A 15,596-nucleotide genomic window follows, 5' to 3' on the forward strand; every position below is an offset into this window, starting at 1 on the left:
ATCAGAGTCCTCCAAAAGAGAAAATTTATATGAAAATGAAAATGGGGATATCGTGTCTCACCCTTCTACATATGATGATAGGGAAGTTTTGTAAGCGTTTTAAAATAGGAAGGCATACAACCAAGTGAAGCTACAGGAGGCGGTTAAAGTGGACGATTACATGAGCTGGATAAAGATTGGATTTTTCCTCATCGTTCTGTTTTTACTTGCAGCGGCATGCAGTACCTCTCCCAAAATAGAGAACACAGACGGGCAAAAAGTGCGGCTTACGATGCAGGTTTGGGGTAATCCTGCGGAGGTAAAGGTGTATCAGCGGGCACTCGATGCATTTGAAAAGGAAAACCCGAATATCGAGGTTAAGCTGGTGCCTGTACCGGGAGACCAATATGAGCAAAAGCTGTTGACACAGCTTCAGGGAAGTCGCGGACCGGATGTGTTTTATTCGTATGAACCGACGATTGCGCGTTTGATCGGGGCGAAGCAGGTACAGCCTTTGGGTGAGTTTTTAAAAAGTGATGCAAGTGATGTGAAGGCTGAGGATTTTCCAGAAGGATTGTGGGGACCGGCAAAGCGTGATGGGGAAATCTATGGGGTCACTCCCGACTCAAACCCGATGGTCATGTATTACAACAAAAAGGTATTCAAGGAAGCAGGCGTGAAGACGCCGCAAGAATACTATGACGAAGGCAAGTGGAACTGGGATGCCTTTGAGGAGGCTACTTCCAAGCTGAAGGCAGCCGGAAAACAGGGTTATATTGCGGAAAACTGGTGGGCTCACTGGTATTCATGGGTCTGGTCGAATGGCGGTCAGATTTTTGATGAACAAGGCAAATATGTGCTGGACCACAATGAAAAGGGCAAGGAAGCCTTCAGTTTTATGTACGATATGGTGAAAAGGGGAAATGCCGTATATCTCGGATCACTTCCCAAAGGGCAAGGGGCTGACGCGATGTTCATGTCCAATCAAGTCGGTATGCTGGCGGCGGGAAGATGGCTGGAGCCCTTGTTTAGTCAAAATAAAAGCCTCGACTTTGATTATATCTACTGGCCATCCAATACCGGAAAGAATGAGCCCGTTGCCATTCCGGTTGCCTATGTAGCTGTAAATAAAAATAGTCCGCATGTGCAAGAGGCCATGAAGCTGGCGGCATTCTACGTCTCTGTGAAGGGGCAGGAGGCGCGGCTGGTTGAAGGTGGGAATGCCATGGGTACGCTTGCTGCCGCAGATGAGAGCATTATGAAAAAGGCGACCATTGAGCATTCAAGCTATTTGACCGAGGGACGTAACATAGGGCATGCTCATGGATCTGCATTGGCCTATGATGCTCAGGTGCCGGGGTTGAACTCGGATATCACGGAGACCATCGACCTGATGTTCTTGGGCAAGCAGGATGCTGCGGCAACCATTGAAAAGTTGAATCAGATCATATCCAAGGCGGTCAAGTAGGCACGGGATGACCCGTGACCGGGGAGGAAGGTGACTAGATGCCGAAAAAGCATCAAGCGCTGTGGGGGCCTTATAAACAAGCAAGGAACGTCGATATTTTTAATGGTCATGAGATTACCAATCTTCCCATGAGCAGAAATTATATTAATAACCTGCTTGAGGTATACTCAGATGATGTATTGCCGTGAATATTATGAATCATCAGAGAGGCATGCCCAAATGAATGGAGGGTGCCGCGAAACAGCTAATTTACAGCTGATTTGCGACACCCTCTTTAGTTGTCCGGACGGAAATGTACTCGTATTTCATGCTGTTTACGTCATCAACATACTATCTACGCCAGTCCATTGAAATTTCTTCTGTACTATTTGATAATCTAGACACAACAAAAGAAACGATTGACTCATATTCAAAACTACGAAAGGAGAATGCGAGTGAAATAGACTTTTACGTTATGACGTCTTGGCAATCACTCAGGGCGAGGTGCGGCTGGCCCAAGCCCAATTGAGCAGAGCCAATTCAGCGCTACCTCATGCAGCACGTTGATGTTGTCTACCTGACAGTGTTCTAATCCGCCAAGTCGTCTATCCTCTATCGGGAAGAACGTCTTGTTTTTCGAACCCGCTTGCTCATAATTTTTCAAGGCTTGTGTCAGCGGATTTGGCTGAACCAATATCTCTTCCGCTCCGTGCATTACAAGAAGCGGACATTCTATCTGGTGGAGCACGCCCTCAAGATCATAGGCAAAACGCGGATTACCCGCAAAGTCCTCCAAGCTTTTTGCCCCCAGAATTCTCATGCCATGTGCGGCCAGACTCGGTGGCATCCATTTAAGCATTGCATCCCAATCAAAGGCGTGCGTACCGCCGTCGGAGATGACGGCAGCAATCCTGTGATCGAACGAAGCGAATCGCAAAGAGTCGTAAGCCGCAAAACTCTCACCGTGCACGATAATCTTATCGGGATCGACTTCCGGCCGCGTTAGAAGAAAGTCGATTGCTCGGGAATGGAAAGCCTCACTATCAGCTCGTCTTTCTTTTCCCTTTTCGTACAGCGAGAGGCCGGTGCCAGGCTGGTCATAGACCAGAAAGTTATATCCACACGAAATAAAAGCGGGACCTAGCCAGAAATAGTTTTCAATTGACCACTCGTCGCCACCGTTGAGAGCAAAAAGGGTCGGCTTCGGACCTTTTATCCAGGAAGGGGAGAAGAAGTAACCATCCAGCTTGACATCTTCGTAATCGACTTGGATCTTCTCCGGTTGGACATCGAAGTACTTTCCGGCAGCTTCGAAGAGTTCATTTACTTTCTTAAATACACGGATTTTCTCGGTGTCATCATCCATCACCGCATATTCCGCAATTCTGTAGTAATTGCAGGCACGAATGTAGCAGTTTCGTGCTGTATACCAGTTTCCAGCCGTTTCGGCCTCCTTGCCGTGTCTTTCCAATGCCTGAGCCGTTATGAGCCATTCCCTGTGCCACGTATCTTTGTCATCGGGGTCAATTTTTTTGCAGGCCTCGTAGATCTCGGTGACATCCGTAGCACCGAGGCTTGCCATACCTAAAGCTTTGGTGACTTGGTATGACATCATGTAGTGATTGGGCCAACGGCTGAACTCAATTGACATTGTAACATCCTCCTTTTCCAGTTCTATTGATTGTAGTTTTTTTACTACAAGTAATTTTTACAACACAAAGATAAAGCTTTTTTAAAAGAAAAATAAATGTTTGTAAAGAGAATATAAAAAATTATAAAACACTGAAAAAATAAAAAAGGCTGCTGCCTGGGTGTTCACACCTGGCAGTAGCCTTTAACTCCTGTAGTAAAAGAAAATGTGCACAAATAAAATCAGTGTTGTGCGGCCAAGGGAAGACTGAATCTTATCCCCAAACCGCCATATTCGGAAGGGTAGGCGCAAATTTCGCCCCTATGATGTTCAATAATGGATTTACAGCTTGCAAGCCCCAGCCCCAGTCCGCCCTTTTGGATTTGCCGCGATTTATCCACAGTGAAAAATTTGAGGAACAGAGAAGATATATCCTTTTCCGGCACTCCAATTCCATTATCCTCGATTTGAAAAAAGGCATACTGTCCTAGCGGGTATCCAGTCATATACACTTTCAGCTTATTTTTCCCTCCATATCTTACAGCATTGCTAAAGAGGTTGCCGAAAACCCGACGTATCATCGGTTCATTGACCATCAGCAATATATTTTCCGTAAATGAATGGCGGCAAGTAAGCTCGTTGTCAAGTCCTGCCAACTCATACTCATATTCAAGGGCAATGTTTTCAAATAATTTTGATGCTTTTACAGGTGTAGCTACCATAGATTCCAACTCCAGTTTTTCTTTGGTGAAGCTGGAAAAATCATTGATGAGTTCAACCATATATCCTGACTTCTTTTGAATCAAATCATAATATTCCTGCTTTTCAGTTTCTGGTAAATCCTTGTGCGTAGCCAGCAGTTCAGTAAAACCATTAATAGATGTCAAGGGTGTTTTCAAGTCGTGGGCAATTGCCGCGATCATCTCGATCTGCTCTTTGTGGGCGAGTTGAAGCCGGTGCTCCATCTTATTGAAGTGTTTATAAAGTTCTCCGATCTCGTCATTACTTCTCAGAGCTAGCGGAGGCAGTGGATGTACAATATTTACTTCTTCAAGCCTGGTATTCAGAAGCTGAATGGGTTTCTCTATGCAAAAATGAATATAGATAATCAGAATAATAAATATGAAACAGGCAATTGCAAATATGGGCAGGAGCAATGCTATATATCGCGAGTCCAGCAATGAACTGCGTATAGGGGAATATACTGCAAAGACAAGCTTCAGGTACATTCCAATCGAAAACATGAATATTATAAACATCAGCAGGAACAAAAGAGGAAGCTTTATTTTCAGTTTCATACTATTGCTCTCTTTCCGTGTATTTATATCCTATGCCCCATATTGTTTTAATAAAGTCATATTCAGGACCAAGTTTCTTACGGATATTTTTTATATGAACCGTTACGGTATTTATTTCTCCGTATTCGTCTCCCCAGACGTTTTCATATATCTGTTCACGAGTCAATACATTATTGGGGTGGCGCATGAGGATAGACAGAATCTGAAATTCCTTCGTTGATAAGTCGAGCTTCCTGCTATTCAGGAATGCTTCAAACGTCTTATCGTTCAAAATGAGCGGAGAATCCGCCTTTTCGTTACTGGGACTAAGTTCATCCCACTCTTTAAAAAGCCTGTCCACTTTTCTGAAGTGAGCCTTTATCCTGGAGACAAGCTCCTGAATACTGAAAGGTTTGGTCATGTAATCGTCTGCTCCTATTTCGAGCCCGACGATTTTATCAATGTCCTTATCACGCGCACTTAAAAACAAAATTGGAACATTATAAGAATTTCGGATACTTCTGCAGACATCAAGTCCATCCATATCAGGCATTACTATATCAAGAATGATGAAATCGATGTTATTTTCTTCCAATGCAGATAAGGCTTCTTCCCCAGAATATGCCGAAATTATTGCAAATTGCTCGTATCTTAAACTCTTTGTGATGAGTTTTACGATTTCTTCATCGTCGTCTACAACTAATATCGTTTTTAGCATATTTATACCTCCCAGCCGCTTTAAGTGGACTGAATTTATAAAACAAGAGCCGCATGATCCTCTCGCATTGAAAAAAGTAGCGTTCAAAGCGTCTCTGCGGTCGAGCTATGCACATATTCCAGCTTGAAGGCCTGCACATAGCTTTTGACGTAATGTCCGGGAGTGTGTCTAATCAAAAGACGGTGTGAAAAGGCTGAAAACCATCACAAGTTTTGGTTTTCAGCCTTTTCCGATAAAGTCCATCCGAGCTACGCACTCCACATGACTTTGATAGGACTCAAATGGGAAGATCATGAAACATGGTATACCTCAAATGGGTATTCCGCTCCAAATCCCTTACTGATTGAAATCAGTAAGGGATCATGGCTCTATAGTAACAGCTATTATCGTAATGTAAAGGGAGATGTAACGCACATTTTGGATTACACCAACCCTTCGGGTTTTAAAACTCCGAGAACCTTTGGAACAGGAGATGCCGATTTTTCGTATGGCTACTCCTTTTTGTATTTTTTTCGGTACTGTAGCGGGGTGTGCCCGGTAAGATGCTTGAATACACGACCAAAGTGAGCAATGCTGTCAAAACCCGTTTTTTCAGCAATGGAAGTCACTTTCCAGTTTGTTTCTCTCAAGTACACACGAGCCTGCTGGACCCGCACATCCTGAAGATATTCTACTAAGGTAAAACCTGTTGTCTGCTTGAAAATACGGCACAAATACGTGCTGCTAATATAAAAATGCTCAGCCAGCTGATTTAGCGACAGGCTCTCGGCATAATGAGCATGCAGGTATGCAATGACTGAGTACACGCGTTGCTGCTTTTCGCTACGTTCCGGTGCAATGGTATCGGCAGTGGTCGATTGTATGCGCCGGATGCGGATAAGGAGCTGGAGTAGCAAGCTTTGGAGATATAGTTGGCGGTAGGCATGTTCTTGGTAGTATTCATCCAGCATTTGCTGGAATAGATGCTCCAGCTCGCATTGTTCTTCCGCGGAGGGGCGAAGCAGAAAGCTTTTTTCTGGCAGAAGAGGCTGGTTCTGATCGCTGGAGGGAGAGACAGTCATTGGCGAGGCTGCAAATTCTTCATCAAAGTTAATCAAAATCCGTTCATGGCTGCCGCTACCCTTGTTACTTGTACGGTGAAAATCATGTTTGCTAATCCAAATCAGATCGCCCTTCTGGAGCGCGTATACCCGCTGATTAATGTAGTAGTAGCGCTCTCCTGCCAGCAAATAATAGATTTCGTGCGCTTGGTGGACATGGTCGGCGGACATGCTGAATGGCACCGTCCGTAGCGCTTGCTCAATGGCAAAGCGGGGTGTAGCGATCATATCGATAGTCTCCTTTAATGAAAGAATACATAAGGATAATATATGTATATTTTTTGGGAAAAATCATAATAAAAGCGAAGATTTCGCTCTTTCTTATACTATAAAATAAAAGCAATTCATGTAAAGGGTGTGAGCCAATTGGCTAAAATCAAATATGCGCTTGTGGGTACCGGAGGAAGAGCCGAATTTTTTTACGGTGAAGTTGTTACGGTTTTCAAAGATACCTCGGAGCTGATCGCGTTCTGTGACGTCAATCAGACGAGAATGGATTATGCCAATCGGCTGTTGCAGGAGAAATACGAGCATGAGCCGATTGCGACCTATAAAGCTCACGAGTTTGATCGGATGATCGCGGAGACGAAGCCGGATATCGTCATTGTCACGACCATTGACCGGGTGCATCATCGGTATATTATCCGGGCGATGGAGCTGGGCTGTGATGTCATTTCCGAGAAGCCGATGACGGTGGATGAGGACAAATGCCAAGACATTCTGGATGCCATAGACCGCACGGGACGGAAGCTGCGCGTCACCTTTAACTACCGCTATGCGCCGCATAATACGAAAATCCGCGAGATTATTATGGACGGAACGCTCGGAGAGGTGCTGTCAGTCAATTTCGAATGGCTGCTAAATACCCAGCATGGCGCGGATTATTTCCGTCGGTGGCACCGGGATAAGCGCAATAGCGGCGGTCTGCTGGTGCATAAATCGACGCATCATTTTGATCTGATGAACTTCTGGCTTGGCTCGAAACCGGAGACGGTGTATGCGATGGGAGATCTGAAATTTTACGGCCGGGAAAATGCGGAGCAGCGTGGCGTGACGGAGTTTTATCAACGGGCTTACGGCAGCAAGGCAGCGGAGAATGACCCCTTTGCGCTACACCTGGACCGTAATGAGCATCTAAAAAGTATGTATCTGGATGCTGAGCATGAGGATGGCTATGTGCGGGATCAAAGCGTATTTGGCGACAATATCAGCATAGAAGATACGCTGAGTGTCATGGTGAAGTATCAGAACAAGACGGTGATGAACTATTCGCTGAATGCTTACATGCCTTGGGAGGGCTTTATCATCGTATTTAATGGCACGAAGGGACGGATGGAGGTTCGGGTATCCGAGCAATCCTATGTTAATTCCGGTGGCAGCAAGGCAGATGAGGGTGCGCTAAAAGAGAAGACCATCACGATCTATCCTCACTTTGCAGCACCTTATGAAGTTGAGGTAGAAGAAGGCGTAGGTGGTCATGGCGGAGGAGATCCAGTTATGCTGCGGGATATTTTTGATAAGCCGGCAGAGGATCGGTTCCATCGTGCGGCCTCACATATCGACGGTGCATGGTCCATTTTAACTGGCATCGCCGCCAACCGCTCTATGCGTACAGGTCAGCCAGTGAAGGTGGAGGAACTGGTGCGTTTGTAATGAGTAGTAAATTTAATACCGAATAGACCCCTCTAACTAGATTGAACAGAGGGGTCTTATTTTGGTATTCAAATATAGAATGCACCTTACATCTTACGGCACTTTATTTTATTATTTATCGGCAGTCAGTTCCCGGGTCCCCAGTTGTTGTACAGGACGATGGTTATCGGGGAAAATGGCAGCAAACTGGTTGATTTGGTCTGCGGACATTTCAATAGGCTGCTCCAGCACTGTCCAATTTACATGTTCTGTGCATGGCGGGGTAGTCAGCGATCCGTTGTAGCGAACGGAGTGCAGGTCTTTTGGCAGCAGCGCAGCGAGATTTATTTCTTCATCCAGAGCCGCTTCTTGGGAAATATCCTTCGGCAGTTTGGACCAAATGCGGTTGAAAGCCTTGTTTTCTTTGCCACTTTGGATAAGGACCCCTAAGACAGCTGTGCTTCCGTTGTCGCTTTGATGGACAAAATGAAGCTCCATTTCAGCATTTTTACCATCAATTTGATGTTCGCTCGGGTGGTGAAAGTGAAACTGCTTTAAAGTGAATTTAGTACCGTCCAGCATGATGTTATTGCTGGCATCGGCAACATTGATTTGCACAGTGTGCCCATTATTCAAAATGGATGCTTTCGTTTTAGTGTAATGAACTTGCAGCGGTTGCTGTGTTTGCGATGCTTCCAGATGGGTATGCTCTATATTGACAGGAGATTGTTCGTGGCCGTTACCACAAGCAACAAAATCTTTTTCCAGCTCTCCCCAATGTTCCGGTCCCTGATCTCCTTCATAGGACCAGTGTGGGCCTTTCTGAACAACTGCATGAGCGTTGTTAACTGATGAGGATGAAGTGCTAGTGGTACTAGAAATGGCGGGCTGTGAATTGCATCCTGTTACCGATACAGCCAAGATAATGGCAAATATGCTGAACAGGCAACCTTTCCAGTTTTTTTTCATGTTTCTTTATCCTTCTTCCAAAATAGAATATGTGAAACTTTTTACATTGTAAATTATTGTACAAAGTTCCTACAAGGGTCCAAGGACTTAGAAAGAAGCGTTTTTGGATTAAATAGTTTTAAGTTAGATTTATATTTGTCCTTTTTGGGCAAAAATTACTATAATAATGAGTGTACATTACAAAATAATTCCATATCTATTTAAAGGAGAGATCTACATGAAAGCAGCAATTGTTACAAAAGACAAGAAAGTCAGTATAGAAGAGAGACCTTTGCGTTCCTTGAAGCATGGAGAAGCGTTAGTCCAAGTTGAATACTGCGGAGTTTGCCACACAGATTTACATGTGAAAAATGCAGATTTCGGTGATGTCACAGGCAGAGTTCTAGGGCATGAAGGTATTGGAAAAGTCATTGAATTAGGTGAAGGAGTAACCAGTCTTAAAATTGGTGATCGCGTAAGTATTGCCTGGATGTTCGAAAGCTGCGGTCATTGTGAATATTGCCTAACTGGGCGGGAAACGCTGTGTCGTGAAGTTAAAAATGCCGGATATACGGTAGACGGTGCAATGGCAGAGCAATGTATTGTCACAGCTGACTACGCGGTCAAGGTACCAGATAGTCTTGATCCTGCCGCTGCAAGTAGTGTAACTTGTGCAGGGGTTACAACATATAAAGCAGTTAAAGTAAGTGAAATCAAACCAGGCCAATGGATCGGTATCTTCGGCATTGGCGGCTTGGGTAACCTGGCGGTGCAATATGCCAAAAATGTATTCAATGCTAAAGTTGTAGCCTTTGACATCAGTGATGAAAAACTAGAACTGGCCAAACAAATTGGTGCTGACTATATCGTTAACAGCATGAAAGAAGATCCGGTCGCTCGTGCCAAGGAATTAACAAACGGTGCTGGTCTGGATGCAACCGTGGTTACTGCTGTTGCCAAAACACCTTTCAACCAGGCCATCGACGTTGTAAAAGCTGGCGCGCGTGTTGTAGCTGTAGGTCTTCCAACCGATAAGATGGATCTGGACATTCCTCGTCTGGTTCTGGACGGCATTCAAGTTATTGGCTCCTTGGTCGGCACTCGTGAAGACCTTAAAGAAGCGTTCCAGTTCGCTGCAGAAGGTAAAGTCGTCCCTCTTGTACAAAAACGTCCGCTCGAAGACATTAATGAGATCTTCGAGGAAATGGAGCAGGGCAAAATCCAAGGACGTATGGTTATTGATTTCACAAAATAAAATGAAATCGAATTGGTAACCCTTGGAATTTAGAGAGAGGAAGCGCCTGCTGATGTATTGCAGGCGCTCTTTTTGGCTTTACAGCTTATTCAGAATGTTATCTTCCAAAACCGCAGATTTATCCCCATATTCTTTGATGATATGTCTTTCTCCCCAGGCACAAAGAGAATCTAAAATGCTTTTCAGACTACATCCATATTCACTAAGCTCGTACTCCACTTTGGGTGGAACCTGATTATAGCTAATCCGATTGACAATGCCGTCTTCCTCTAATTCACGAAGCTGCTGAGTCAGCATTTTTTGTGTTATGGAAGGCATCATCCGTTTTAATTCGCTTGTCCGCATCTTTCCATGTGTCAAATGACACAAAATCACGCATTTCCATTTCCCCCCGATCACCTCTAACGTCGCCTCAACAGAGATATTGTATTTTTTCTTCCCCAATGCCGATCCCTCCATGTGTATCGCTTTCTGTTATACATACCTTAACAGCCTGTTTTAATCAAAAAGAACTTTATTTAGGGTACTTTTTGGTACCTATATCACTAAAAAGTACGTACTGTTCATAATTGCTTGAATAACTCATAATAACATCTGTTGGTTGAAGATTTCTATAGATAGGAGGGAAAAACATGTCGCCAGAATCAAAAGGAAGTATATGGCCATTACTGGCTCTAGCCGTAAGCGCCTTTGCGATTGGGACAACTGAGTTCATCAGCGTGGGACTGCTTCCCCTCATTGCTGAAGACTTGCACATATCTGTAACGATGTCCGCACTAACTGTAACGCTGTATGCATTAGGAGTTACCATCGGGGCACCTGTCTTGACCTCATTAACATCAAGTGTTCCCCGTAAAACGTTGCTGTTGTGGATCATGATTATATTTATTGCAGGTAACAGCCTTGCTGCGGTCTCTAGTGGAATTGCCTTGCTGCTGATTGCACGTGTGATCTCGGCGTTCGCCCATGGGGTGTTCATGTCCATCGGTTCCACCATCGCGGCCGATCTTGTGCCGGATGATCGTCGAGCGAGTGCGATTTCCATTATGTTCTCCGGGTTGACCGTAGCCACAGTCACAGGTGTACCTTTGGGTACCTATATTGGGCAGCAATGGGGTTGGCGGGCTGCATTTATGGCGATTGTGGTCGTCGGTGTAGTGGCACTCATGGCCAATCTGATTCTGCTGCCATCTACACTGCGCAAAGGGAACAAGACTCCTTTCCGCGAGCAGGTCAAACTGGTTACCAATGGTCGCTTGCTACTTGCATTTATCATTACAGCTTTGGGGTATGGAGGCACATTTGTGGTGTTTACTTATTTATCTCCATTACTCCACGACATAACCGGATTTCAGCAAAGTACGGTAACGTTTATTCTTTTGCTGTATGGAATTGCGATTGCCATCGGGAATGTCATTGGCGGAAAAGCAGCAAACCGTAAGCCGCTTTCAGCTTTGTTTTACATGTTTCTGATTCAAGCAGTGATCCTTTTTCTCCTGTTGTTCACGGCACCTTTTAAAACGGCAGGACTGATTACGATCTTCTTTATGGGATTGCTTGCGTTTATGAACGTGCCCGGGTTACAGGTATATGTAGTCATGTTAGCCGAACGGTTTGCACCCAAAGCTGTCGATGTTGCCTCTGCTGTTAATATTGCTGCTTTCAACGCAGGGATAGCCATCGGAGCTTATGTAGGCGGGATTGTAACGGATTCACTCGGTCTCATTCATACAGCCTGGATCGGGAGCATTATGGTTTTCGTTGCGGTTCTGCTCACAGGCTGGAGTCGTATGCTCGAAAAAAGGGATACAACCACCATTGCAGGTTAAAGCTTTTAAAAAATAGAGAGGAAGATACAAAATGACACAAAACTTACAAAGCACAACATTGTTAAACAACGGAGTTCGTATGCCTTGGTTTGGCATCGGGGTATTTAAAGTGGAGGAAGGTTCGGAGCTGGTCGATGCTATAAAGGCTGCTGTAAAGCATGGCTACCGCAGTATAGATACAGCTGCAATCTATGCGAATGAAAGCAGTGTAGGGCAGGCTATTCAGGAAGCCCTTCAGGAAAATAATCTGTCCAGAGAAGAACTGTTCGTCACGTCCAAAGTGTGGAATGCAGATTTAGGCTATGAAGAGACACGAGCAGCTTATGAAGCCAGTCTGGATAAGCTGGGTCTGGAATACCTGGATCTATATCTGATTCATTGGCCAGTTCAGGGAAAGTATAAAGAAGCTTGGAGAGCGTTGGAATCCTTGTATAAAGAAGGACGGATTAAGGCAATTGGAGTCAGCAACTTCCAGATTCATCATTTGGAAGATCTCATGAAAGATGCTGAAATCAAGCCAATGATCAATCAGGTGGAGTTCCATCCACAATTAACCCAAACCGAGCTGTTGCAATTCTGTCAAAAGAACGACATTCAAATGGAAGCCTGGTCCCCGTTAATGCAAGGCCAATTGCTGGATCATCCGGTACTGCAAGACATAGCGACCAAGTATGGTAAATCGGTGGCGCAAGTGATTTTACGCTGGGATGTGCAGCAGGGAGTTGTCACCATTCCCAAGTCTACCAAGGCGCATCGGATCGTCGAAAATGCCGATATTTTTGACTTCGAACTGACGCGCGAGGATATGGATCGAATTCAGGCGTTAAATGCCGATCTTCGGGTAGGTCCAGATCCGGATAACTTTGATTTTTAAAATTACGTTCATCATGAGACGCCGTTTCCTTCTTCACTGAAGGGACGGCGTTTTGTGCATGATGGGTCTGGAGCCACAGCAATCCAATCCCGCCATATGGTATTATAGGGTTATGTGAAAAGAGACGTTTTGGAAGCTTGTGAATACGAAAAATCTCCGGGGGACTTCATGAATAAGACAATTGCAGATATAGCCCAAATGGCTGGTGTATCCAAGAGCACGGTATCCCGTTTTTTGAACGGCGGGTCTGTCAGCGTGGATACGAAACGAAAAATTGAAAAAGTGGTTAAAGCCACGGGCTATGTGCCCAATGCCTTTGCCCAGAGTCTTAAGGCGAAGCGGACCAACATTATCGGCACCGTTGTGCCGCGTCTGGATTCTTTTGCGACATCCCATACGCTGATGGGGATTGATGAGGAACTGCGTTCTCAGCATTATCAGATGCTGATCTCCAATACGAGCCAGGATGTACAGCGTGAAATCGAAGCCATTTATGAGCTGGGCCGACAAAAGATTTCGGGTATCATTTTGCTGGCTGCTCAAATTACAGACGACCATCTGACCGCGATTCGTGACATCGGTATTCCAGTGTTGCTGGTGGGCCAGCAGCACGAGCAGCTTCATAGCCTTATCCATGATGACTATCGTGCAGGATATGATATTGGCACGTACGTTTTGTCTCAGGGACACCGCGAAATTGCCTACGTTGGTGTTACTGAAAAGGATGTTGCCGTCGGTGTGCAGCGCAAGGAGGGCTTTAGGCAGGCTGTACGCGATGCATTGCCTACTGAGTCTCGTACGGACGATGCGATGCAAGCAGCAGGGTATGATATCAGATACTATGAGACCGGATTTAAAATGTCCGATGCACGAATTGCTGCATCCGCTATTTTGGACAATTTCAAGCCAACGTTAATGGTGTGTGCTACGGATAATATTGCGCTGGGCGTAATCAATGCGGCTTATTCCAGAGGGATTGTCATTCCGTCGGATTTGTCGGTAACTGGCTTTGGGGGATACGATATTACGGAGGTCATTCACCCTGCGCTGACAACCGTTCAATATCCGTATATGGATGCTGGACGTGTAGCAGCGCAAAATATTATGCGGCTGGTAGAACATAAATCGGTAGAAAAAGTGACGGTCATGAATTATTCCCTTATCGAAAGAGAAAGCGTTGACAAACGCTGAACAAGTGGATTATAATTTCTTCGAAACCGGTTCCATAGTATACGGACATAAATGGAATCGGTTGCAAATCCATGGATGAGCATTTTTTTAATCGTATGGGAACCGGTTCCGAAAGAATATTTTTTTCACTAATTTGGAACCGGTTCCTGAGGCGAAGTTTTAATAAAAATGAGGTACAACTATGAAAATGACAAGAGAACAAAAGTATCGAATGATCGAGCAGGCAGAGCCCGGTGAAATAGCCAGCTTGGAGGAGAAAGTGGAGCAATGTCACTGGCGGCAGGGGTTTCATATCCAGCCACCGACAGGTTTGCTCAATGACCCTAATGGCTTTTCGTATTACCAAGGTGAATACCACTTATTTTATCAGTGGTTTCCACTCGGAACGGATCATGGGATGAAATACTGGTATCATTTGAAATCCAGAGATTTGGCCACATGGAATAGTGCGGGTATTGGCATTGCACCTGGGGATTATTTTGATTCACATGGGGCTTACTCAGGCAGCGCACTGGAGCATGAGGGCAAATTATATATGCTGTATACGGGAAATGCACGAGATGAAGATTGGATCAGACATCCTTATCAATGCATGGCTGTTATGGACGAGAACGGTCGCATTACTAAATGGGAGCACCCCGTTATTTCCAATGTGCCAGAAGGGTATACAGACCATTTTCGTGATCCCAAGCTATGGAAAGACGGCGATAGCTTTTACTGTGTGATTGGTGCCCAAAGAACGAATTTAACAGGCTGCGCCGTCCTCTACCGATCAACCGACCTTCATTCATGGGAGTTTGAGGGAGAATTGTGCACAGGGCTGGAGTCGTTTGGCTACATGTGGGAATGTCCGGATTATTTTGAACTGAACGAAGCAGGTGTCTTGATCTTTTCTCCTCAGGGCTTGGAGCCTTCCGGGGATGAAAATCACAATATTTATCAATCGGGCTACGTAATCGGCAAGCCGTTAGATACCGGTACAAAAATACTGGAGCACGGCGCATTCCACGAGCTCGACAGAGGCTTTGACTTCTATGCGCCACAGACGATGATTGACCCGCAGGGGCGGCGTATTATGGTGGCATGGATGGGTCTGCCGGATATCGACTATCCCACAGATCCGAACGGATGGGCTCATTGTCTGACATTACCAAGGGAGCTTACGCTTCATGAGGGCAAACTCTTGCAGCGGCCAATTCCTGAGCTGACTACGCTACGCAGAAATCGTGAGGATCGGGTAGCTGACACGTTATTCTCAGAGAGCAAAACCTATGAAGGATTTACAGGTACGGCCTATGAGCTGATCTGTGAGGTAGATCTTTTAAGCGCTAAGATGTTTGGTATTGAATTCCGTGCGAGTGAGACTGAGAAAACGGTAATTAAATATGATGCCATCAGTCGCAAACTTGTATTGGATCGTTCGCAATCAGGTGAGCCTGTAGCCACTTCGTATGGTGAGATACGGCAGTGTTCATGGGATAAAGATCATATCAAACTTCATTTGTTTGTAGATACGTCTTCGGTTGAGATTTTCGTCAATGATGGGGAAGAGGTGTTCACCAGTCGTATTTTTCCGCATCCAGAGAGTGACGAAATACGCTTTTTTGCCGACAAGGGAGAGGCTCTCTTCCAGGCGGTGAAATGGGATTTTACATGAGTAGGCTAAAACATCAAGTGGATCGTTAATCATCAAACATAACGGAATCAACGAGAGGA

At 45.2% G+C, this 15,596-nt stretch carries 14 protein-coding genes; 8 read left to right on the plus strand and 6 right to left on the minus strand.

Going from position 1 to position 15,596, the window contains the following annotated elements; translation table 11 throughout:
* Positions 1–148 precede the first annotated feature (148 nt).
* Together MKX46_RS16940 and MKX46_RS16945 are read left to right on the plus strand one after the other, a co-directional pair.
* The gene (locus tag MKX46_RS16940; RefSeq protein WP_341071519.1) at positions 149–1,447 is read left to right on the plus strand and encodes an ABC transporter substrate-binding protein; all 1,299 of its coding nucleotides are present in this window, start codon (positions 149–151) and stop codon (positions 1,445–1,447) included.
* 38 nt (positions 1,448–1,485) lie between these two features.
* The gene (locus tag MKX46_RS16945) at positions 1,486–1,635 is read left to right on the plus strand and encodes a hypothetical protein (protein ID WP_341071520.1); all 150 of its coding nucleotides are present in this window, start codon (positions 1,486–1,488) and stop codon (positions 1,633–1,635) included.
* 281 nt (positions 1,636–1,916) lie between these two features.
* Here MKX46_RS16945 and MKX46_RS16950 read toward each other — a convergent pair whose 3' ends face one another.
* The 4 genes from MKX46_RS16950 to MKX46_RS16965 form a co-directional block, all read right to left on the minus strand.
* The gene (locus tag MKX46_RS16950) at positions 1,917–3,077 is read right to left on the minus strand and encodes an alpha/beta hydrolase family protein (protein WP_341071521.1); all 1,161 of its coding nucleotides are present in this window, start codon (positions 3,075–3,077) and stop codon (positions 1,917–1,919) included.
* A gap of 221 nt (positions 3,078–3,298) precedes the next feature.
* On the minus strand, positions 3,299–4,354 hold the full coding sequence (locus tag MKX46_RS16955) for a HAMP domain-containing sensor histidine kinase (RefSeq protein WP_029516879.1): 1,056 nt from the start codon (positions 4,352–4,354) through the stop codon (positions 3,299–3,301).
* Between the two features lies 1 nt (position 4,355).
* Entirely contained in the window at positions 4,356–5,051 is a 696-nt protein-coding gene (locus MKX46_RS16960; protein WP_029516878.1) for a response regulator transcription factor, read from the minus strand.
* A gap of 491 nt (positions 5,052–5,542) precedes the next feature.
* Positions 5,543–6,379, minus strand: a complete 837-nt coding sequence (locus tag MKX46_RS16965) for a helix-turn-helix transcriptional regulator (protein ID WP_341071522.1) — start codon at positions 6,377–6,379, stop codon at positions 5,543–5,545.
* A gap of 138 nt (positions 6,380–6,517) precedes the next feature.
* On the opposite strand from MKX46_RS16965, the gene MKX46_RS16970 reads away from it, so the two are divergent.
* Positions 6,518–7,804, plus strand: coding sequence for a Gfo/Idh/MocA family protein (locus MKX46_RS16970; protein ID WP_341071523.1), 1,287 nt, complete (start codon positions 6,518–6,520; stop codon positions 7,802–7,804).
* 111 nt (positions 7,805–7,915) lie between these two features.
* Here the strand turns inward: MKX46_RS16970 and MKX46_RS16975 are convergent, their stop codons facing one another.
* Positions 7,916–8,752, minus strand: a complete 837-nt coding sequence (locus MKX46_RS16975) for a carbonic anhydrase (RefSeq protein WP_341038387.1) — start codon at positions 8,750–8,752, stop codon at positions 7,916–7,918.
* A 217-nt stretch (positions 8,753–8,969) separates the two neighbouring features.
* On the opposite strand from MKX46_RS16975, the gene adhP reads away from it, so the two are divergent.
* Entirely contained in the window at positions 8,970–9,986 is a 1,017-nt protein-coding gene (adhP, locus tag MKX46_RS16980) for an alcohol dehydrogenase AdhP (protein WP_029516874.1), read from the plus strand.
* Positions 9,987–10,064: 78 nt separating this feature from the next.
* On the opposite strand, the gene MKX46_RS16985 is transcribed toward adhP, so the two are convergent.
* Entirely contained in the window at positions 10,065–10,430 is a 366-nt protein-coding gene (locus MKX46_RS16985) for a winged helix-turn-helix transcriptional regulator (RefSeq protein WP_013368959.1), read from the minus strand.
* Between the two features lie 188 nt (positions 10,431–10,618).
* On the opposite strand from MKX46_RS16985, the gene MKX46_RS16990 reads away from it, so the two are divergent.
* From MKX46_RS16990 to MKX46_RS17005, 4 genes are all read left to right on the plus strand, one after another.
* Positions 10,619–11,815 (plus strand): MFS transporter, encoded by a 1,197-nt coding sequence (locus tag MKX46_RS16990; RefSeq protein ID WP_340953823.1) that lies wholly within the window; start codon positions 10,619–10,621, stop codon positions 11,813–11,815.
* A 31-nt stretch (positions 11,816–11,846) separates the two neighbouring features.
* Positions 11,847–12,689 carry an aldo/keto reductase gene (locus tag MKX46_RS16995; RefSeq protein WP_039274230.1) on the plus strand — a complete coding sequence of 281 codons (843 nt, stop codon included), beginning with the start codon at positions 11,847–11,849 and terminating at the stop codon, positions 12,687–12,689.
* A 168-nt stretch (positions 12,690–12,857) separates the two neighbouring features.
* On the plus strand, positions 12,858–13,880 hold the full coding sequence (locus MKX46_RS17000) for a LacI family DNA-binding transcriptional regulator (RefSeq protein WP_165149230.1): 1,023 nt from the start codon (positions 12,858–12,860) through the stop codon (positions 13,878–13,880).
* Between the two features lie 181 nt (positions 13,881–14,061).
* The gene (locus MKX46_RS17005) at positions 14,062–15,537 is read left to right on the plus strand and encodes a glycoside hydrolase family 32 protein (protein ID WP_165149228.1); all 1,476 of its coding nucleotides are present in this window, start codon (positions 14,062–14,064) and stop codon (positions 15,535–15,537) included.
* The last annotated feature ends 59 nt before the right edge of the window (positions 15,538–15,596 follow it).

Origin of the sequence: Paenibacillus sp. FSL P4-0113 (assembly GCF_038009305.1) — a bacterium.
Classification (GTDB): domain Bacteria; phylum Bacillota; class Bacilli; order Paenibacillales; family Paenibacillaceae; genus Paenibacillus; species Paenibacillus polymyxa_D.